18 protein-coding genes are annotated in these 20,273 nt (G+C 68.4%); 9 read left to right on the top strand and 9 right to left on the bottom strand.

Going from position 1 to position 20,273, the window contains the following annotated elements:
• Positions 1-25 precede the first annotated feature (25 nt).
• A complete protein-coding gene (locus JMY28_RS00975) occupies positions 26-4,516 on the bottom strand; it encodes a translocation/assembly module TamB domain-containing protein (RefSeq protein ID WP_201693684.1) in 4,491 nt (1,496 codons plus the stop codon).
• Positions 4,517-4,577: 61 nt separating this feature from the next.
• Positions 4,578-6,263 carry an autotransporter assembly complex protein TamA gene (locus JMY28_RS00980; RefSeq protein ID WP_201694578.1) on the bottom strand — a complete coding sequence of 562 codons (1,686 nt, stop codon included), beginning with the start codon at positions 6,261-6,263 and terminating at the stop codon, positions 4,578-4,580.
• Positions 6,264-6,697: 434 nt separating this feature from the next.
• Here JMY28_RS00980 and JMY28_RS00985 point away from each other — a divergent pair, with 434 nt between their 5' ends.
• From JMY28_RS00985 to panD, 4 genes are all read left to right on the top strand, one after another.
• A complete protein-coding gene (locus JMY28_RS00985) occupies positions 6,698-6,883 on the top strand; it encodes a DUF3460 family protein (RefSeq protein WP_028207745.1) in 186 nt (61 codons plus the stop codon).
• A complete protein-coding gene (locus JMY28_RS00990; protein ID WP_201693686.1) occupies positions 6,883-7,797 on the top strand; it encodes a segregation and condensation protein A in 915 nt (304 codons plus the stop codon). Before JMY28_RS00985 ends, JMY28_RS00990 begins: the two co-directional genes overlap by 1 nt.
• Positions 7,798-8,098: 301 nt before the next feature.
• The gene (panC, locus tag JMY28_RS00995) at positions 8,099-8,941 is read left to right on the top strand and encodes a pantoate--beta-alanine ligase (RefSeq protein ID WP_201693688.1); all 843 of its coding nucleotides are present in this window, start codon (positions 8,099-8,101) and stop codon (positions 8,939-8,941) included.
• A 99-nt stretch (positions 8,942-9,040) separates the two neighbouring features.
• A complete protein-coding gene (panD, locus tag JMY28_RS01000; protein ID WP_201693692.1) occupies positions 9,041-9,427 on the top strand; it encodes an aspartate 1-decarboxylase in 387 nt (128 codons plus the stop codon).
• A 66-nt stretch (positions 9,428-9,493) separates the two neighbouring features.
• Here panD and JMY28_RS01005 read toward each other — a convergent pair whose 3' ends face one another.
• Positions 9,494-10,132 carry a ParA family protein gene (locus JMY28_RS01005; protein ID WP_201693693.1) on the bottom strand — a complete coding sequence of 213 codons (639 nt, stop codon included), beginning with the start codon at positions 10,130-10,132 and terminating at the stop codon, positions 9,494-9,496.
• Positions 10,133-10,342: 210 nt separating this feature from the next.
• On the opposite strand from JMY28_RS01005, the gene JMY28_RS01010 reads away from it, so the two are divergent.
• Positions 10,343-10,762, top strand: coding sequence for a PaaI family thioesterase (locus JMY28_RS01010; protein ID WP_201693694.1), 420 nt, complete (start codon positions 10,343-10,345; stop codon positions 10,760-10,762).
• Positions 10,763-10,779: 17 nt separating this feature from the next.
• Here JMY28_RS01010 and JMY28_RS01015 read toward each other — a convergent pair whose 3' ends face one another.
• Positions 10,780-12,303 (bottom strand): cobyric acid synthase, encoded by a 1,524-nt coding sequence (locus JMY28_RS01015; protein WP_201693695.1) that lies wholly within the window; start codon positions 12,301-12,303, stop codon positions 10,780-10,782.
• A 149-nt stretch (positions 12,304-12,452) separates the two neighbouring features.
• Between JMY28_RS01015 and cobU the strand changes: the two genes are divergently transcribed.
• The 4 genes from cobU to JMY28_RS01035 are packed head-to-tail and all read left to right on the top strand — an operon-like array spanning position 12,453 to position 15,868.
• Positions 12,453-13,007, top strand: a complete 555-nt coding sequence (gene cobU / locus JMY28_RS01020) for a bifunctional adenosylcobinamide kinase/adenosylcobinamide-phosphate guanylyltransferase (RefSeq protein ID WP_201693703.1) — start codon at positions 12,453-12,455, stop codon at positions 13,005-13,007.
• Complete coding sequence (gene cbiB / locus JMY28_RS01025; RefSeq protein ID WP_236596644.1) at positions 13,004-13,942, top strand: adenosylcobinamide-phosphate synthase CbiB; 939 nt, start codon at positions 13,004-13,006, stop codon at positions 13,940-13,942. Before cobU ends, cbiB begins: the two co-directional genes overlap by 4 nt.
• Positions 13,935-14,960 (top strand): threonine-phosphate decarboxylase CobD, encoded by a 1,026-nt coding sequence (cobD, locus tag JMY28_RS01030; RefSeq protein WP_201693704.1) that lies wholly within the window; start codon positions 13,935-13,937, stop codon positions 14,958-14,960. Before cbiB ends, cobD begins: the two co-directional genes overlap by 8 nt.
• Positions 14,909-15,868, top strand: a complete 960-nt coding sequence (locus tag JMY28_RS01035; RefSeq protein WP_201693707.1) for a cobalamin-binding protein — start codon at positions 14,909-14,911, stop codon at positions 15,866-15,868. The genes cobD and JMY28_RS01035 overlap by 52 nt, the downstream gene beginning before the upstream one ends.
• A gap of 21 nt (positions 15,869-15,889) precedes the next feature.
• On the opposite strand, the gene cobC is transcribed toward JMY28_RS01035, so the two are convergent.
• From cobC to JMY28_RS01060, 5 genes are read right to left on the bottom strand one after another with little or no spacing between them, the layout of a single operon-like run.
• Positions 15,890-16,477 carry an alpha-ribazole phosphatase gene (gene cobC, locus JMY28_RS01040; protein WP_201693709.1) on the bottom strand — a complete coding sequence of 196 codons (588 nt, stop codon included), beginning with the start codon at positions 16,475-16,477 and terminating at the stop codon, positions 15,890-15,892.
• Complete coding sequence (locus tag JMY28_RS01045) at positions 16,462-17,238, bottom strand: adenosylcobinamide-GDP ribazoletransferase (protein ID WP_201694580.1); 777 nt, start codon at positions 17,236-17,238, stop codon at positions 16,462-16,464. The genes cobC and JMY28_RS01045 overlap by 16 nt, the downstream gene beginning before the upstream one ends.
• A gap of 10 nt (positions 17,239-17,248) precedes the next feature.
• Entirely contained in the window at positions 17,249-18,313 is a 1,065-nt protein-coding gene (cobT, locus tag JMY28_RS01050) for a nicotinate-nucleotide--dimethylbenzimidazole phosphoribosyltransferase (RefSeq protein ID WP_201693711.1), read from the bottom strand.
• A 41-nt stretch (positions 18,314-18,354) separates the two neighbouring features.
• Positions 18,355-19,215 carry an ABC transporter ATP-binding protein gene (locus tag JMY28_RS01055; protein ID WP_201693713.1) on the bottom strand — a complete coding sequence of 287 codons (861 nt, stop codon included), beginning with the start codon at positions 19,213-19,215 and terminating at the stop codon, positions 18,355-18,357.
• A complete protein-coding gene (locus JMY28_RS01060) occupies positions 19,212-20,270 on the bottom strand; it encodes a FecCD family ABC transporter permease (protein ID WP_201693715.1) in 1,059 nt (352 codons plus the stop codon). The genes JMY28_RS01055 and JMY28_RS01060 overlap by 4 nt, the downstream gene beginning before the upstream one ends.
• Positions 20,271-20,273 lie beyond the last annotated feature (3 nt).

Consider the following 20,273-nt stretch of genomic DNA (forward strand, 5'->3'; position numbering starts at 1 on the left):
TGTTTATTGATGGTTTCTGATTTTTCTACCTGCGAAGCCGATCAAACCTTCGCGTATAGAGAATATCGGCGCCATTGAACGTGCCGGTGTACATCACCAGCGACCAATAGCGCGAGAGGTTGATCGTCGCCTTCACCGCGTTCGACGCCGTCTGCAAACCCTGCTCGTAGCCAATCACGAGCCGCTGATTGATGACCTTCGCGATCATCACAACCTCGGGGTCGGTCAGGCCCACTTCGCTACGCCCGATCGAAAATTCGTCGAGGCCGATACTTTGCGCGATGCGCTTGCCCTGCGCGCTGCCAAGCAACGCGAGCGCCGTCGTCATGGCGTTCTGCTGGCCGAGGTTGTTGCCCTGGTCGGTGCCGTGGCCGAACAGCAGCCAGGAGAGCTTTTCGTTGTCGGGCACGTTCGGCTCGGAGACAAGCCTCACCGCTGGCGACTGCACCGTACCCGTAACCTGCACGCCCGCCTCGACCTGCTGATTGCGGCGCATGGCGAGAATATTGATGCCCGGATTGCCGACCGGCCCGTTGAACGTGAAGAAGCCGTTCTCGATGTTGAGCTTGGTGCCGAACGCCGTGTAGCTGGAGCCTTCGGTCACGCGCACGTTGCCGACCGCGCGCAGCGGAACGTCCGGCTCGCTATTCACCGCGATCTTGCCTGCGAGGCCGAGGTCCGCGCCCAGCCCGCGGAACCGGAAGTCGTTCCCGAGATCGATATCGATGTTCGCGCGCGGGGCGAAGCGCGGCGCGGGTTTCGTCGAGGCCGTTTCCTCGATGGGCGGCCGGCCGCCCATCGTGCTGCCGTCGGGACGCACGATCACGACGTCATCGCCGAGCGAGGGCGCGGGCGACGTGGGCATGTCGAAAAGCGCGTGATCGACGGTGAACTTGCCGTCGATCTGCATGCCGCCAAGATGGCCGCCGTTGGCGATGCTCGCGCTGCCAGAAAGCGACAGCTTGCGGTCGGGTGAAGCAAACAGTTCGAGCTTGTCCGCGACGATGCTCGCCGTGAGATCGGGTTCGGCGTTGTCGAGACGCACGCGCCCCGTTGCGCGCAGCGTACCGCTCGTCGCGCCATGGAACTCGACCTGCTGGAAGTCGACGAGGTTTTGCGAAAGCGCGATGCGGATCACGCCGTCCTTCAACTCCACGCCCTGATCGACCACGGTGGCCGAAAGCCCGTCGCCGACAAGCGAGCCCGTGAGATTCGGCTTCGCGACCGTGCCGCCGAGCGCGAGTTGCAACGCGAGATGGCCATCGAGCAGATAAGTCGGGCCTAACATGCCGCCCGTGGTCCTGAGCGAGGGCACGTTCGCCTTGATGGTGCCGCCAATCGGCGCCTCGTCCGCGACGGTGAGGATGCCATCGCGCGGCGCGAGCGTCGTGTAGGCGTCGATGTCGAGCAGGCCCACGCGGCTCGCCTGCGCATGCGCCGTGAGCGCGAGACGGTTGCCGCCGCTGAAGGCTGCGCGCACGTTGAGCTCGCCCACGCCGAGCGAGGCAAAGCCGCGGCCGACTTCGGTCGTGATGTCCCCCGAGCGGCGTTTGATCTGCGCATAGCCCGTGGCCGTCTGGCCGACAGAGAAGTCCCAGTCGCCGTCGAAGATCAGGTCGGTCCTGAGCGTGGACGGCACGCCCGTGAACTGCTGCCGGATTTGCATGATGCGCGCGAGCGAAACGTTGGTGAGCGTGCCCGCCGAGCGGATCCGGCCATGGTCGAGGTCGAACCCTTTCAGGTCGAGCGTCGCGCCTTCGCCCACGAGACGTGTCGCGCCAAGCGTGACGTGGCCGGCACCCGCGCTCACCGTCAGCGGCGATTGCAGCTTCACACCCGGCACGCCGCGGTTCTCGAGTTGCGTGACCGTGCCGTTCCAGCGCGATCCCTCACGCGTATCCTGGAGGCCGCCGTTCGCCGCCACCACGAAGTCGATCGGCTGGCCCTGCACCTTGCCCTTCGCGCTCGCGGTGAGCGTGTGCTTCGCGCGCGTACCGTCGAGGCGCGCGGTGAGCGTCGTGATATCGACACCCGCCACGGCAATCTCGCTCGCGTCGGTGCTGAAGGCGAGCGCGCCATTCGCGCCGTCGCGTGCGAGAGCACGGCCCTCGGCATGGCCGATGCGGTTGTCGCCGAACACCACGTGGTCGGCCTTGTAGTCGAGTGAGACGTCAGGATGCGCGAAGGTGCCGGTCACGTCGCCGTTCGCGGCGAGCTGGCCCGCGATGCCGAAGCCGAGCCGGTCGAGCTGCGGCGCATCCACGCGAAAGCGCAGGCGGTCCCCACGCGCGCCGAAGCTGCCTTGCAGTTCGACGGTATTGCCCGCGATCGAGAGGTTCGCGCGGCTTGGCAGAATGCGCGAGCCCGCCAGCTGGATGAGGCCCTGGCCCGTGAGCGGCAGGTCGTCGTAGACGCTCGGGCCGAGCTTGAACTCGGCCTTCGTCGTGAAAGTGGGCGCGAGCGTGCCGCTCGCGTTGAGCGTGCCGTTCACGCGCGCCTCGATGCGCCGGCCAGCGGGACGCGCGGCGGGTCCTGGTCGCGCTGCGGGTTGAGCCGCCCCGCCCTGCTGGGTCTGTCTTGCGTTCTCCACGCGCTTTTGCGCGGCGGCCTGCTCGCTGGATTGCGCGGGATTGAGCGACGGGTTCAGCGCCGGATTGAGCGCGAGATTGCGTTGCGGGTTGAGCGCGTCGGCGGCGGGCTGGGCCGCGGGTTGGGCCACATGCGTGGGCCTCGGCCGCGCGGCCGGGGCGGCCGACTTCGCCGTCGTGCGCGCCGGGATTTGCGACGTGAGCGTTAGCGGATCGAAATTGGTCAGCACCGCCTTGAGTTGATACGTGGAGCTGGCGTCGTGCTTGAGCGCGCCCGAAAGGTCGATGCGCCCCGCACCCGAAGTCAGCCGCACGTCGTTGAGCGACAGGCGCGCGGGGTCCTGCGTGACCTTGCCCTGCACGCGCAGCGCCGCCTTCGGATCGGCGAGATCGAGCGTGACGCTCTGCACGTCGCCGTTCAGCCGCACGCCAACCGGCCCCGCGAATTGCGTGGCGCGCACACTCGACTGGATCGCGTTGAGGTCGAGCCCGGCCACCTTCAGATCGAAGCGTCCGTCGCGCCCGCTGATCGTGCCGCCGCCGGTGATCGTCGCGTTCTTCACGAGACGCACGGCGAGCGTCGGGATGCGCTGCGTCTTCGCATCGAGCACGACGTCGGCGTGGGCGTCGATGAGCGGCAGCAGCTTTGCGTCGATGGCGCCCGGCTTCGCGTTCACGATCGAGACCGTGCCCGCCACTGTGAAGCCAGCCGCATTGCTGTGCGCGCGAGCCGCAGCGGCCGTGGCCGATGCCGCGGAGGCAGCCGCGGCATCGGGTTTCGCGCCACCCGCAGGCGCCGATGCCAACGCCGGCACGGAAGCCGGCGTCCCCGCCGACACCGCCGCTGCGGCCGAAGCCGCTGCGAGCGCCGCCGGCACGCCCGCCGCGCCACCCGGCACCGGTTGCAACTGCGCACGCACCGCGAGGTCGGCGAACGGCGCGCCGGGCGCGAACGCCTGCGGATTGACGTGATCGAACGCGAGCGTTGCGCGTTGCAGCGGCACGGAAGCGAACGGCGCAGCCTCCACGTGGGCGCGGCCGGTGAGCTTCATGCCGCTCGCCTCGATCTCGGCCGTGAGCGCCTCGAGCGAGCCGTCGAGGTTTGCACTCACCTGCACGTCCTCGCCGTTCACCTTGCCGGAGTAGCCCAGGTCGCCCGTCAGCGTGAACGGCCGCACGCCATCGAGCGACGCCCGCGCGCTCACCGCGCCAAAGGGCGTGTCGAGGCGCTCGATGGCGGCCTCGTGATGGCGGCCGTCACTGCGTCCGTGGAACTGGAACCGCGAGAACTCGTTAGTGGAGGTGCCTTCGTGCACCGTGAGCTTGTTCACCTGCAAGTCGCGAATCTCGAGCCCGAGCGGCAGTTGCAGGTTCTCAGGCAGCTTCATGGGCGAGGAAGGCTCGTGCGACGGCACGATGCGCATCTCGATATCGCCAGCATGCAGATAGTCCACCACGAAGCGCCAGGGCTTCTGGCGGAAGCCCTGCAGCTCCCATTGGCCGCCAATGCGGTCGACCTTGAGCGTGGTGCCGTCCGTGCCGCGCCAGCTCACGTTGGTAAAGCGCACACCGCTCGCGAGCGTGCCGCCTTCGAGCCTGCCCGCGAGCTTGCCGTCAAGCAGCTTGACGGCCACGCGCCACGCGTAAGCCGTGCCGCGCTCGGTGGTCAGCACGCCATACAGCAAGCCGGCGACAAGCCCGACCACCAGCACCGGCACGACGATAGCCCAGGCAAGCGCCTTCCAGAGCCGCGGCCCACGGCGCGGCGGCGGCGCACCGGCGTCACCGCCGTTGCCGCGCTCGCCGTTGCCACCATTGCCGCTGGGTTCACCGCGCGCTTCATCGCCCGGGCTGCGTCCGGCCTCCCCCGGCGGCACCGCGAACGTGGCGGGCAGCCACGCCAAAGCAGCGAAACGACGCGCGCTCATGCGACCACCTCGCCGTGCGGCGCAGGGGTCGTGGCGAAACGGAGCAGCGAGCGCGTCATCATCAGAAGGCGATCCCGAGTGTCAGATAAGGCCGCACGCTGTGAGTGCGAAAACCATAGGCGAGATCGAGGTTGACCGGCCCGACGGGACTGCGCCAGCGCGCGCCGATACCCGCGCCCGGGTCGAACTCCTTTTCGCCCCAGGTATCGGTGGCGGTACCGACGTCGAAGAATGCCGCACCGCCCCAGTCGTGGCTGAACCAGTGCTGGTACTCCGCTGACCCGGTGACGAGATACTTGGTCGGCAGGATCGAGCCCGACTGGTCGTTGCCGATGCTCTGGAACGAGTAGCCGCGCACCGAGTTCGACCCGCCCGCACGGAACAGCAGCGACGCGGGGATGCCGCTCGACGGGCCGCTCGTGAACACGCCGCCCAGCTCCGCGCGGAACACCATGATGTCGCTGTGGCCGATCGGCAGGTATTGCTGGCCGCGCATGTAGGCGCGCAAGAAGCTTTGCTCGGCGCCCACGTTCTTGAGCGCAAGGCCCGCCTCCAAACGAATGATGTTGCCCGTGCGCGGAAAGAGCGGGTCGTCGACGTTGCGGCGCGTCCAGCCCCAGGTCGGCACGAGCGCATAGGCCCGCGAGGACGGCCCAACGTTCTGTGTGAGGCGATCGTCGTAGAACATCAGCGCGTAGGCGTAGTCGATGTTCTGCGAGGTGCGCGTACGCTGCACCCCGACCCGCGCGCTATAGATATTCGTGTCCGAGACGTCGGTGGTCGTGTAGGAAGCGACGAGGCTGTTGGTCCAGGCACGCGGGCCCGGCGGCATCGAAAGCTGGACCTGGCCGAACTTCTGGATCTGGTCGAGCCGCCCCTGCACCTGGAACGGCCACGCCGCCCCGAACGTATTCAGATACGTATAGGAGCCCTGGACATGCGCGCCGGTGTCAGTCGAATAACCCACGCCGCCGCGGAAGTTGTTGTACGGGAACTCGCTCACCTTCACGTGTACAGGCGTATCGATCGGCTTTTGCGTGTTGGCGTCGACGTCGATCGCCACGCTCGCGTAGTACGGCGTGTTCTGCACCTGGCGCTGCAGTTCGGCCACGCGGCTCAGGTCGTAGATTTCGCCGGGCGAGAGCGGATTCACGTTGTCGATGATGTAGCCCGGATACCGCCGCGGGCCCGACACGTCGAGCTTGCCCAGCGTGAAGGTCGGTCCGCTGTCGAACGTTACGGAAAGTTGCGCGTCATGGCGCAGCGGATCGACGCGCGCCTCCGAAAACACGATCTTGGCGCCGAGGTAGCGGCGCGCCTGCAGCGCCTTGAGCGAGGCGTTCTTGGCATCGTCCCAGCCTGACTGCGTAAAGGCATCGCCGTCGTGCAGCGAGAACGCGAACCGCGCGGTGTTCTCCTGCGCCGGGTCTTCCGTGAGCACGGGGCCGCGAAAAACGAGCTTCACCGATGAAATCGTCGTGCGCGGCCCCGGGTCGACGCTCACCCGCACCTGCCGCCTGCCGTCGATCGTGTGCACGTCGGTACGCACGACCGGCGTGAAATAGCCCTCGGTCGAGGCAAGCTCTCGCACCTGCTGCGGCGTCGCGGTCACGAGGAACTCGAACTGGTCCTCGTTCACGTCGGCGCGTGTGGCAAAGCGCGCAAGGTCGAGGTGCGCCTCAAGGAGCTTGCGCAGGTCGCGCGGCGAGGCCTGGATATCGATGTCGTAGTAAGTGCGCGTGCGCATCCACGGCAGGAGGGTAGTCAGGATGTCGGCCCGAGCGGGCGTCGCCACGGCACAGAACTCGGCGACGCATATGATCAGGCACGCGGCGAGCCGTGGCCGCGCCGCCCACGCGGGGCGCCGCCGTGCGCACAATGCTTCGATCACCCATCCCGCCAAACGCCACCTCCGGCCGTCGTAGAACTGGTTGGCGCCGGTTGCGCCGCTCGCGCGCAGGGCACGGGGGGCGGCAACGGGCGCAAACGCGTTATTTCACCACATCGGCGCGTCAAAACCCCAGGAGCAGGCGCAAAGGCGCGGCAAGACGACGGCAAAGGCGGCGGAGCACGAAAGTCGGCGCGGATGTTCCGCGGCGTTGGCTTGCGGTAAAATTGCCCCCGACAGAATTAGCGGCGCGGCGCAATCAGGCGCCCCGCCTTACTAGACGGACGTCAGCCATGTATCAGTCGGACATCACGCAGTTCATCAACCAGCTCAAGCAGCAAAAGCCGCAGCTCGAAGAACAGCAACGCAAGGGCCGCGCGCTCCTGTGGGACAAGCAGCCGATCGACCTCGACGAGCGCGAGCGCCAGCAGGCTTCGCGCGTGAGGCAAACGTCCTACGTCTACTACCAGAACTTCTGATGGCCGAGGCCGAGGGGGCCGGCGCGCCGCCAGCGGGTGAGCACGCGGCCAGTCACGCGGGCCACGCGCCCGGGCAAACGCCCGGTGAGGCGCTGACCACGCCCACTACCGACTCGACGCCCGATACGGTCGACGGCGTCGCGTTCGCACGCCTTTACGGCGAGCCGCTCTTCAAGCTTCCGCAGGACCTCTACATCCCGCCGGACGCGCTCGAAGTTTTCCTCGAGACCTTCGAAGGCCCGCTCGACCTGTTGCTGTACCTCATCCGCAAGCAGAACTTCAACGTCCTCGACATCCCGATGGCGGATGTCACGACCCAGTACCTCGGCTACGTCGAGCAACTGCGCAAGACCAATCTCGAACTCGCGGCCGAATATCTGCTGATGGCGGCCATGCTCATCGAGATCAAGTCGCGCATGCTGCTGCCGGTCAAGAAGGCCGACACCGGCGAGGAAGCCGAAGATCCGCGCGCCGAGCTCGTGCGCCGCCTGCTCGAATACGAGCAGATGAAGCTCGCCTCCCAGCGGCTCGACCAATTGCCTCAGCTCGGCCGCGACTTCCTGCGCGCCGAGGTCTATATCGAGCAGAGCGTCACGCCGCGCTTTCCCGACGTGGACAGCAACGACCTCCGCGCCGCGTGGGCCGACGTCATCAAGCGCGCGAAGCTCGTCCAGCATCACAAGATCTCGCGCGAGGAACTCTCGGTGCGCGAGCACATGAGCATCATCCTGCGCCGGCTCCAGGGCGAGCGCTTCATGGAGTTCTCCGAGCTCTTCGACACCACGCGCGGCGTGCCCGTCGTGATCGTGAACTTCATCGCCATGCTGGAGCTTTCGCGCGAATCGCTCATCGAGATCACGCAGCCCGAGCCGTTCGCGCCGATTTACGTGCGACTCGCGTATTTGCCCGCCTGATCTTTGCCTCGACGCGTCCCGGGACAATAAATAGGACCGCATCGAACGGGGCATCTGCCGGACCGCACAGCGGAACGCCAGGACACCCCCCCTCCGCGAGGCGGGTGCGCAGCATTCACAAATCCACTACAATCGCCCGCGCCTACCCGGTCTCGTCCCATATACGGGGCACACGAAATACTCGCCGCGCCACCTGCGCGGACCGGGCACGCAACGTCCGCTCGCGGCCCTTCGTCCGGGTCTCTGGCTTGCGGCCGTGCCACCCAAGTCTTGCCCCGCGCGAGGCGTAACGCATCCGATCATGAAAGTCATTAGCTCGATTCAGGAATTGCGCGACCAGTTGCGCGGCCAAAACCGCACCGCGTTCGTGCCGACCATGGGCAACCTGCACGAAGGCCATCTCTCGCTGATGCGCCTCGCCCGCCAGCACGGCGACCCGGTCGTGGCGAGCATCTTCGTCAACCGGCTGCAGTTCGGCCCGAACGAGGACTTCGAAAAGTATCCGCGCACGCTCCAGGACGACATCGAGAAGCTGCAGAAGGAAAACGTCTACGTGCTGTTCGCGCCCACCGAGCGCGACATGTATCCGCAGCCGCAGGAATACCGCGTACGCCCGCCGCACGACCTGGGCGACATTCTGGAGGGCGAATTCCGCCCCGGCTTCTTCGAGGGCGTGTGCACGGTCGTCATGAAGCTGATGTCGTGCGTGCAGCCGCGCGTGGCCGTGTTCGGCAAGAAGGACTACCAGCAGCTCATGATCGTGCGCGCCATGTGCAACCAGTTCGCGCTGCCGACCGAAGTGATCGCCGCCGAAACGGTGCGCGACGCCGACGGCCTCGCGCTCAGCTCGCGCAATCGCTACCTCACTGAAGCCGAGCGCGCCGAGGCGCCGCAACTGGCGGGCGTCTTGCGCGCGATCCGCGAGTCGGTGCTGTCGGGCCGCCGCGACTTCCAGCAGCTCGAACTCGACGCCATGGCCACGCTCGCCGCGCGCGGCTGGAAGCCCGACTACATTGCGATCCGCAAGCGCGCGAACCTGCTGCCGCCCGCGCCGGGCGTAGCCGGTGACGCAGAGTCGCAGCTCGTCGTGCTGGCCGCGGCCAAGCTGGGCGCCACGCGCCTCATCGACAACCTCGAGATCTGACGCCCGCGGGACGGCCGCGCCGCCCCGCTGTCACCCGATCCCGCCAGATTCCGCTTACCCGCGGCGGGCCGCGCGCCCGCTCGCCTGAGGAGACCCTCCATGCAACGCCATATGCTCAAGTCGAAGATCCACCGCGTCGCCGTCACGCACTGCGAACTGCACTACGAAGGCTCGTGCGCCATCGACGAAGACCTGCTCGAAGCGGCCAACATCGTCGAAAACGAGCGTATCGACATCTGGAACATCAACAACGGCGAGCGCTTCACGACCTACGCGATCAAGGGCGAACGCGGCAGCGGCATGATCTCGCTGAACGGCTCGGCCGCGCGCCGCGCGCAACTGGGCGACCTCGTGATCATCGCGGCCTTCGCGAATGTGGAAGAGGAAGAGCTCAAGGCCGGCTGGAAGCCGGACCTCGTGTTCGTGGACGAGAACAACCGCATCAAGGGCAGCCGCGACCACGTGCCCACGCAAAGCTGGAGCTAAGGCGCGAGTGCGGCCGGCGCGGCTCATCAGGCCCGCGCCGCCGTATTTGCCCGCTTATTTGCCCGCTTATTTGCCCGCTTGTTTGCCGTCCACCCAACCGATAATCGACTGCCACTGGTCAAGGTCCTTCTCGACCCGGCTCTTCGCGACGTCCCATAGCGTGAGGCCGTGCGCGGCGAGCTGCACGTAGTTCTGGGTGTCGCGCAGATAGCCCAGCACCGGCAGCTCCAGCCCCTCGACGAAGCGCTGCAGCTGCTCGGCCGAGCGCGTGCGCGCATCGACCCGCATCCCCACGACGCCTACCTGGATGGCGCCCTTGCGCACGGCCTTTTCCTTGGCGAGGCGGTTCAGGAAGTCCTGGGTGGCGAGAATATCGAACATCGAAGGCTGCAGCGGCACGATCACCTTGTCCGCCAGTTCGATGATCGCCCCAAGCCGGTTGCCGTGCAGGCCGGCAGGCGTGTCGATGACGGCATGCTCGAGTCCCTTGGGCGGCTTCGCCGGGTTGTCCAGATCGACCTGCCAGCTTTCGATGGCCGGCAGCGTCGCGGGCCGCAGATCGAGCCAGGCGTGCGAGGATTGCTGCCGATCGAGGTCCGCGAGCGCCACCCACTCGCCTTGTGCGGCGAAATAGCCGGCCAGATTGGTGGACAGCGTGCTCTTTCCCACGCCGCCCTTGGGATTCGCCACCACGATTACCGTCATGAATGCTCCCGTCAGGATGGCTGGCGCATTGGCCAGCCGGATTGCCGTGATTTTTGCCCGATGCGTTGTTCGATACCTTGCAAGGCGACTTGCAGACGAGCCAGCGCCCCGAATCAACCGTCCGATATTATCGGCAAATTGCGCGCCGCCGAAGTCCCCCACGTGCGCGCACCCGCATTGTTCATATCAAATCAAGGAGACTGACCGACCATGAGCACGCTACGCCACGACATCACGATCGAAACCCTGCTCGAACGGCAACGCGGCCGCCTGCCCGATCTGCTGGGCTTTCGTCCGATCGCCCTCGAGCAAGGCCGGCTGCGCGCCGAACTCGACGTGCGCAGCGACCTGCTCGCCCCGAATGGCTTCCTGCACGCCGCCACGGTGATCGGTCTCGCCGATACGGCCTGCGGCTACGCCTGCCTCGCCCACCTGCCGCCCAACGCAAAGAACTTCACGACCATCGAGATCAAGAGCAACCATCTCGGCACCGCGCGCGAAGGCACGATCTCCGCCGTGGCGACGGGCGTACACCTTGGGCGCAGCACGCAAGTCTGGGACGCTACAGTGAGCGGCCCGGACGGCAAGACCATCGCGCTGTTCCGCTGTACGCAGATGGTGCTCTACTAAGCCGGTCAGCCGCGCTTTTAGCCAATCACGCCGAACATCTTCTCCAGATCGAGGCTCGCCGCGAGCGTATCCGCCAGCCGCTCCAGCGACGCCTCGCGCAGCGCCGGATAGTCCACCGTGCGCGCCTGCGCGAGCCCGGCCCAGCGCACGAGCGCCGCGCATGCCTCGGGCGTGTCAAAGAGGCCATGCACGTAGGTGGCGAGAATCTGGCCATCCGCCGAGCGCGCGCCGTCCGGGCGCGTTGCCCCCTCGTCTCCCACAGCGAGCCTCAGCGCAGGGAAATCGAGCGAGCGCCCGCGCGTCTCGCCCATATGAATTTCGTAGCCCGCCACGCGCGCCGGGGCCGCGTCCGCACCTTCCAGCGCGAGCGCGCCCGTCACGTTCTTCAGCGTCTTCTCGCGCGTGAGCACGGTCTCGTAGTCGAGCCAGGCGAAGCCCTCGACGTCGCCCGGTTCGCCCTCCACGCCATGCGGATCGGCAATCGCGCGCCCGAGCATCTGCATGCCGCCGCAAATGCCGATCACACGCCCGCCATACCGTAGATGCCGCGCGAGCGCCTTCTCCCAGCCGTGGGCGCGCAGCCACGCGAGGTCGTCGCGCACGTTCTTCGAGCCCGGCAGGATCACGAGATCGGCGGCGGCCGGCGCCTCGCCCGTGCGCACATACGTGAAATCGACCTGCGGATGGGCGCGCAGCGCGTCGAAGTCGGTGTGGTTGCTGATGTGCGGCAGCGCCGGCACAACGACGCGCAGCGTCTCGCCCTCGGCCTGTGCGCCGCTGTGCGCCGCGCCCGGCAACATGTCTTCGGCGTCGAGCGTGAGACCGTGCAGATACGGCACCACGCCCAGCACCGGCTTGCCCGTTTGCTGCTCGAGCCAGGCGAGACCGGGTTCCAGCAGCGTGCGGTCGCCGCGAAAGCGGTTGATGACGAAGCCTTTGACGCGCGCGCGCTCGCTCTGCGAAAGACAGGCCAGCGTGCCGATCAGATGCGCGAACACGCCGCCACGGTCGATGTCGGCCACGAGCACGACCGGGCAATCGACCGCCTCGGCGAAACCCATGTTCGCGATGTCGTTGGCGCGCAGGTTGATTTCGGCGGGACTGCCCGCGCCTTCCACGAACACCGTGTCGAAGCGCGCGCGCAAACGCGCATAGGACTCGAGCACGGCCTCGCGCGCGAGCGGCTTGTATGCCTGGTACGCGCGCGCGTTGAGATTCATGCGCGCCTTGCCGTGGATGATGACCTGCGAGCCGAGATCGCTATTGGGTTTGAGCAGCACCGGATTCAGGTCGGTGTGCGCCTCGATGCCGGCGGCGACAGCCTGCAGCGCCTGGGCGCGGCCGATCTCGCCGCCATCCACGGTCACGGCGCTGTTGAGCGCCATGTTCTGCGGCTTGAACGGCGCGACGCGCGCGCCCGCGCGGCGCGCGAGGCGGCACAGGCCGGCGACGAGCGTGCTCTTGCCGGCGTCGGAGGTCGTGCCCTGGATCATCAGCGTGCCGGTGGGTACGCGAGGCACGGCGGGTAGCGTGGCGGTCATGAAGCGGATGGGTGGCCTTGGGTGAGCCTGATAGACGCGGGAAGGCGAACGCGCATTATCCCATCGCCCCGCCCCATCCTGCAGGACCCGGGCGCGACGTTGGCCGAACGGATGACGGTACGGCTAACGGCAGCCGTTACAATCACGCGATGAATTCGCGCGATCTCACTTTCATCGTCGGCGGCGCGCGCTCAGGCAAGAGCGCGCACGCCGAACGCCTCGCCGCCGCGAGCGGCCTGCCGGTCACCTATATCGCCACCGCGCGCGTGACGGGCGATACCGAGTTCACTGAGCGCATCGGCCACCATCGCGCGCGCCGGCCCGCGCACTGGGCGCTCGCCGAAGCGCCACTCGATCTCGCGGGCGCACTCGACGCGGCGGCGGCGCCGGGCCAGTGCGTGCTGATCGACTGCCTCACGCTGTGGCTCGCTAACCTGCTTTGCCCCGCCGACTCCGACTCGCCGCTGCCCGACTGGCGCGAGCGCCTCGACGCCTTCGCCGCCGCCTGCGAGCGCGCGCAAGGCACGGTGCTCGTGGTGAGCAACGAGATCGGCATGGGCGTCGTGCCGATGGGCGCGGTCACGCGTCTTTATGTGGACGAGCTCGGCCGCCTCAATCAGCGCATCGCGGCGCTCGCCGAGCGCGCCACGCTCGTCGCCGCGGGCCTGCCTCTGGTGCTCAAGGCGCCGCCCGAGACCTCATGATGCTCACGCTACCCGTTACCGCCGCGCTTGCCGTGGCCGGCGTCGCCGTGGACCGCTGGCTCGGCGAGCCACGCCGCGCGCATCCGCTCGTCGCCTTCGGCCGCTACGCGAACCGCATCGAAGCGCGCCTGAACACGGGTCGCCGCGGTCGTCCGCTCGGCCTGCTCGCATGGCTCGCCGCCGTCGCGCCGACCGTCGTCGTCGCCGCGCTGCTGTGCGCGCTGCTGCCCTGGCCGCTCGCCTGGGCGTTGCATGTCGCGCTGCTATGGTTCGCGCTCGGTGCGCGCAGTCTCACCGAACACATCGCACCGATCGGCGCCGCCCTGGCACGGCGCGACCTCGCAGCCGCGCGCGAGCTGACTGGCCGCATCGTCTCGCGCGACACAGGCGAGGCGGACGCCACTGCGCTTTCGCGCGCCGCTGTGGAATCGGCGCTCGAAAACGGCAACGACGCGATCTTCGGCGCGCTGTTCTGGTTCGCGATCGCGGGCGGCCCGGGTGCACTCGCGTTCCGTCTCGCCAACACACTCGACGCAATGTGGGGCTACCGCACGCCGCGCTTCCTGCGCTTTGGCTGGGCGGCCGCGCGCATCGACGACGTGCTCAACTGGATTCCCGCGCGCCTTACCGCCGCGAGCTACGCGCTGCTCGGCGACACGCGCATGGCGCTGCGCTGCTGGCGCGAGCAGGCGCATCGCTGGGAGAGCCCGAACGCAGGCCCGGTGATGGCCGCAGGCGCGGGCAGCCTGAACGTGCTGCTGGGCGGCGCGGCCGTTTATCACGGCAAGCTGGAGGAACGCCCGGCGCTCGGCGCGGGCTCGCCGCCGCGCGCGCAACACGTGGACGCGGCGCTGCGGCTCGTCGAGCGCACCACTATCCTGTGGCTCGCGGCGCTGCTCGCACTGGCCTTCGTAAGCGTGGCGACCCATGTCTGAGAATCCAACCGCTCTAGTCGCACACGGCGGCAATCTGCACGAAGCCGCCGTGCGTTACGGCATCGCCTGGGACACGTGGGTCGATCTCTCCACCGGCATCAACCCGCATGGCTATCCCGTGCCGCCCGTGCCACCGACGGCATGGCGGCGCCTGCCCGACGACGGCGACGCCTTCGCCGCGTGCGCCGCGCGCTACTATGGCGCGCCAGACGCGCGCCACGTCTTGCCCGTGGCGGGCAGCCAGGCCGCAATCCGCGCGTTGCCTGCGTTATTGCGGTCTGCGCGTGTAGCGATCGCGCCGCTGACCTACGGCGAATACGCGCCGGCGTTCGCGCGCGCGGGCCATGAGATCGTGCCGCTCGAGCTTACGCAGGACACGCTGCCCAATACCGTCACGCATGCCGTCGTGGTGAACCCCAACAATCCGACGGCCACGCATCTTGCTGCCGCGCGCCTGCTGCATTGGCATGCGCAACTCGCATCGCGCGGCGGCACGCTGATCGTCGACGAAGCTTTTGCCGATGCCTTCGGCCACGAGCGAGCCGAAACGCTTGCGCACGCAACCAGCCGCGAAGGACTCGTCGTGCTGCGCTCGCCGGGCAAGTTCTTCGGGCTCGCAGGCGCGCGTTGTGGCTTCGCACTCGGCGCACCCGCGCTGCTAGCGGCGCTGCGCGCGCATCTGGGCGCGTGGACCGTGAGCGGGCCCGCGCGCCACGCCGTCACCCATGCGTTCGAAGACAGCGCGTGGCAAAGCGAAATGCGCGTGCGCCTCGCAACCGAGAGCGCACGCCTCGTTGCGCTGTTGCGCGCTCACGGCTTCGCGCCGCACGCCACGCCGCTTTTCGCGTGGATCACCAGCCCGCGCGCCGCGGCGCTGCAGGACGCGCTCGCGCGCCGCGCGATATGGACGCGCCGCTTCGACGCGCCGGCCAGCTTGCGCTTTGGCCTGCCCGCCTCCGAAGACGAATGGCAGCGCTTCGAAAACGCGCTCGAAGAAGCCGTACGGGCAATCGGTTGACGCGCGCCGCAATCCTGGTGTTAGCGCTTGTCGTCGCGGCGCTCAGCCCATGCGCTGCAAAAGCAACCGTCGCGGCCATCGACGACGCGGGCAACACCGTCACCCTTCCCGCGCCAGCGCAGCGGGTAGTGAGCCTCGCCCCCCACGTGACCGAACTGCTCTACGCCGCGGGCGGGGGCGCGAAAGTGGTCGGCGCCGTGGCCTACAGCGATTACCCGCCGCAAGCCCAAAAGGTCCCGCGCGTGGGCGACAATCGAGCGCTCGACCTCGAACGCATCGCCGCGCTCAAGCCTGACCTCATCGTGGTCTGGCGTCACGGCAACGCGCAGCAACAGCTCGATCGCCTGCGGGACCTGCACATTCCGCTCTTTTTCAGTGAGCCGCATAAGCTCGACGATGTCGCGACCTCGCTCACGCGCCTCGGTGTGCTGCTCGGCACCGAATCCACGGCGCAGGCTGCGGCAGGCACCTACCGCCGCGACATCGCGCAGCTACGCGCCCGCTATGCGCAGCGCGCACCCGTGAGTGTTTTCTACGAAATCTGGGATCAGCCCCTGATGACCATCAACGGTTCGCACATGATCAGCGACGTGATCGCGCTGTGCGGCGGCCGCAACGTGTTCGCGACGCTCGATCCGCTCGTGCCGACGGTTTCCACGGAAGCCGTGCTCGCCGTCAATCCCGATGCGATCGTCACGGCGTCGCAAGGCGCGACTTCTCCGGACCGCCCTCTGCCGAGCCTCGAGCGCTGGCGCGTCTGGCCCGCGCTCACCGCTGTTGCACGCGGCAATCTCTTCGCCATCGACGGCGATCTGCTCACGCGCCCCGCGCCGCGCATCGCCCAGGGCGCGGCGCAGCTGTGCAAGGATCTCGATCTCGCCCGCTCGCGCAACGCCGTGGCGCATTGATTCGGTATCCGAAGTGACTTGCTAGGCATTCCAACGCGCGAGCAGCCACTGCGCGCCCAAAGCGTCATAGCGCAGGCACACGATCGCACCCATCTCCAGCGGCCAGCGCACGCAGCGCGCGAGCGGCATGCCGAGCGCGCGCGCCGTGACGGCGCGAATCACACCCGCATGCGTGAGCGCCCAAACGGTGGACTTCTCGTGCGCGTCGAGCGTGTCGAACCACCCGCTCACGCGCGCATCGAACTGCGCAACGCTCTCGCCGCCATGTTCGCGCGCGTGCTCGAAATTCGTGGCCCATGCGTCGATCTGCGCGCGCTCGATCGCGTCCCAGCGCTGCCTCTCCCACGCGCCGAAATCCATCTCCGCAAGGCGTGCTTCTGTTTGCGGCGCGTGGCCACGCATACCGGCAAGCGCCGCCGCAACGCTCGCGCAGCGCGTGAGCGGGCTCGTTTCAATCCGTTGCGGCTCGCGCACGCCGAGCACCGCGAGCCGCTCGGCGAGCAGCGCGGCCTGCTGCGTTGCGTCGCCCGCGAGCGGCACGTCGCTCGCGCCGTAGCACACGCCCGCATCCACGGCCACGGCGGGATGGCGGATCAGAACGAGATCCACGCGAGCCCCACGAGGTAGATGGCGATCTCGAACACCTGTTGCGCGAAGCCGAGACAATCGCCCGTATAGCCGCCGATGCGACGCACGAAGTAGCGCCCCAGCCCGTAGCGCAGCACGGCGAGCACGACGAGCGTCGCGACGCCCGCGCGCCAGTCAGGCGCGACGGACCCCACCGGCCAGAACAGCCACGGCAAGCCGAACACGCACGCGCACAGCCATGCGGACAGGCTCATGCGCTGCGCAACGGGCTTGGCCTTGCCTTCGGGGCGCACATACTCGAGCGAGACGAGATAGCTGATCGCACACGCGCGGCTCGCCGCGTGAGCGGCGATCATGAGCATCGCCGCGCGCGCGGGGGGCAGCGCGGCGAGCGTCTGCCACTTGAGCGCAAGCGCCACCACGAGCCCAATCGCACCGAATGCGCCGATGCGCGAATCGTGCATGATGCGCAGCACGTCCTCACGGGTGTGCGCGCCGCCGAATGCGTCGAGGCAATCGGCGAGGCCATCCTCGTGGAAGGCGCCCGTCGCGAGGAGCGTGACAGCCATCGAAAGCAACACGGCCACGCTCGCAGGAAACACGCGCAATGCGCAAAGGTAGACGAGCGCTCCGAGCGCGCCGATCAACGCGCCGACGAGCGGAAAGTATCGCGCCGCCGCATTGAGCCACGCGGGCTCGAAGCCCACCCAGCGCGGCACCGGCACACGCGTGAAATAGCCCAGCGCCGTGAAGAAATAACGCAGTTCCGCAAGCGGCTTCACGATGCGGCGCTCAGGCGTGGCGATCACTGCGAGTGTCGACGCCAGCCGACTCGAAGCTCGCCATTTCGTTCAGGAACGCCACCGCCGCGCGCAAGAGCGGCACGGCGAGCGCCGCGCCCGTGCCCTCGCCCAGACGCAGATCGAGCGCGAGCAGTTCGCGCGCGCCGAAGTGATCGAGCATGCGCCGGTGCCCCGCTTCGTTCGATGCGTGCGCAAACACGCAGTAGTCGCGCACGTTTGGCGCAAGCGAATCGGCCACGAGCAGCGCCGAGGTCGCGATAAAGCCGTCCACGAGAATCACCATGCGCGAGCGCGCCGCTTCGAGGTACGCGCCTGCCATCATCGCGATCTCGAAGCCGCCGAACGCGGCGAGCACGTCGAGCGGCTCGCGCGCGTCGGCATGATGCGCGAGCGCCGCCGCGAGCACATTGCGCTTTTTCGCGAGGCCCGCATTGTCGAGGCCCGTGCCACGCCCGACGCATTCGTCGATCGGCACGCCGCACAGCCGGCTCATCAGGCATGCTGCGGACGACGTGTTCGCGATGCCCATTTCGCCGAAGCCGATCACGTTCGTGCCGAGTGCCGCGTGATGGCGCACGCGCTCGGCGCCCGCCGCGAGCGCGGCGAGGGCTTCGTCGCGCGTCATGGCGCGCTCGCGCGCGAAGTTGCGCGTGCCGGGCGCGATGGGCACATCGACGAGCGTGGGCGACGGCGGCAGCGGTGTCGCCACGCCCGCGTTGACGACTTCGAGCGTGAGTCCCGCCACGCCGCTAAACGCGTTGATGGCCGCGCCCCCCGCCACGAAGTTCGCGACCATCTGCGCGGTCACGGCCTGCGGGTACGGGCTCACGCCTTCGGCGGCAATGCCGTGGTCGCCCGCGAACACGATCATCACCGGGCGCTCGACGCTCGGGCGCGTCGTGCCCTGGATCATGCCAAGCTGGCGCGCCAGCGCTTCGAGGCGGCCGAGACTGCCGGGAGGTTTGGTCTTCGTGTCGATGAGGCGTTGCAGTTCGTCGCGCAACGAGAGGTCGAGCGGTTCGACGGCGAGCAGTTCGGTAAGCGATGACGTCATGGTGTATTTCGTTTCGAAGTGATGCGGGAGAAGGCATCGCACTAGTGCGCGCCGTTCGGTCCCGGCGAATGCGGTGATGAAGAGGTCGACCCAAACGTGGGCACAAGCGCGGGTACAAGCGCCTCGTGCTCGCCCTCGCGTATCAGCACGAGCGGATGGCCGAATGCGGCGCTCGCGCGCTCCGGCGTGAGCACCTCGCGCACAGGGCCCGCGTGAAAGCCGCCGCGGCCGTCGAGCAGGAGCGCGTGTGTCGCGAAACGCCGCGCAAGATTGAGATCGTGGCAGGAAAACAGCACTGCGCGCGCTTCACTGCGCACCCAGCGCGAGAGCGCTTCAAGACACGCAATCTGATGATGCAGGTCGAGATGCGCAAGCGGCTCGTCGAGCAGCAGAAGCGGCGCGCCCTGACACAACGCGGCCGCAAGCGCGACACGCTGTCGCTCGCCGCCGGAGAGCGACAACACATCGCGCGCGGCGAACGCTTCGAGGCCGAGCGTGGCGAGCGCGTCGTGCGCGGCGGCGCGATCGGCGTCGCCTTCCCAGCCCCAGCCAGATAGATGCGGATAGCGATTGAGCAGTACGGTGTCGATCACGCTCGCGCTGAATGCGTCGCGCTGGTCCTGGGGCATCAGCGCGCGGCGCTGCGCGAGGCGCACCGGCGGCCAGTGCGCGAGCGCGATGCCCTCCACTTCCACGCGCCCCGCTGAAGGCTCGCGCAGGCCCGCGAGCGCGCCGATCAGCGTGGTCTTGCCCGCGCCATTCGCGCCCGCGACGCACCAGATTTCGCCAGCGGCAAACCTTTGCGTGAGCGAAACGACCAGCGTACGCGCGCCCGCGCGCAACGTGAGCGCGTGGGCAGCGAGCAGCGGCGTGCAGTGATCGTTCGTGGATGCGCCGCTCATCGTCCACGCCTCGCGAGGAGCATCCACAGGAAAACCGGCACGCCCGCGAGCGCGGTCACGACACCCACCGGCAACTGCGCGGGCGCCGCCACCGTACGCGCGACGAGGTCCGCGCCCATCACGGCCACGCCGCCGGAAAGCACAGCGGCGGGCACGAGCATACGCTGGTCGTTGCCAAACGCGAGGCGCAGCATGTGGGGCACGACGAGCCCGACGAAGCCGATGGTGCCGCCCGTCGTCACGGCCGCGGCCGCCGCGAGCGAGGCGGCAAGATAAATGCCCACGCGCAGTCGCAGCACCGGCACGCCGAGCGCCTGCGCAGCGGCGTCGCCGCGCAGCAGCACGTTGAGCATCGGCGCGGCTGGCACGACGCACGCAAGGACCACGCCAAGCATAACGAGCGCGGGCCATGGCGTGCCCGCGCCATTGAGGTCGCCCGTGAGCCAGAACAGCATGCCGCGCAGATGCGTGTCGGGCGCGAGTGTGAGCAGCAGCGTGATCACCGCGCCCCAGCCGGCCGCCGTCACAGCGCCCGTCAACAGAAGCCGCGGCGAGCTGTCCTGCGGCTCGCCGCGCCACAACTCGCGGCGTGCGAGGCCGAGCACGAGCAGGATCGAAACGAACGCCCCCGCACATGCGCTCGCCTGCACGCCCCACCACGCCACGCCCGCAATCATCGCCACCAGTGCGAACGCGGCAGCGCCGCCCGAAACGCCGAGCACGTAGGGTTCCGCAAGCGGATTGCGCAGCAGCACCTGCAACAGCGCGCCCGCTAGCGCGAGCAGCGCGCCGCATGCAAAGCCCGCCAACGCGCGCGGCAAGCGCAGCGTGCGCACGATTTCAATCGCCATGTCGGGTGCGCCGTGTGCGGGGGTGAGCGCAGCCAGCGCCTGCGCAAACGTCACGCTCACGCTGCCTGTTGCGAGCGATGCGGCGAACACCACAAGCGCCGCCGCGGCGAGCGCGCCCCAGATCATGCATGCGCGGCGCGCGCTCATCGAGCGACGCGGCAGCGCGCGCAGCGGCGGCACAGCATGGGACTCATCGCGACTCATGGA

It is taken from the genome of Paraburkholderia hiiakae (genome assembly GCF_904848665.1).
Lineage (GTDB): Bacteria > Pseudomonadota > Gammaproteobacteria > Burkholderiales > Burkholderiaceae > Paraburkholderia > Paraburkholderia hiiakae.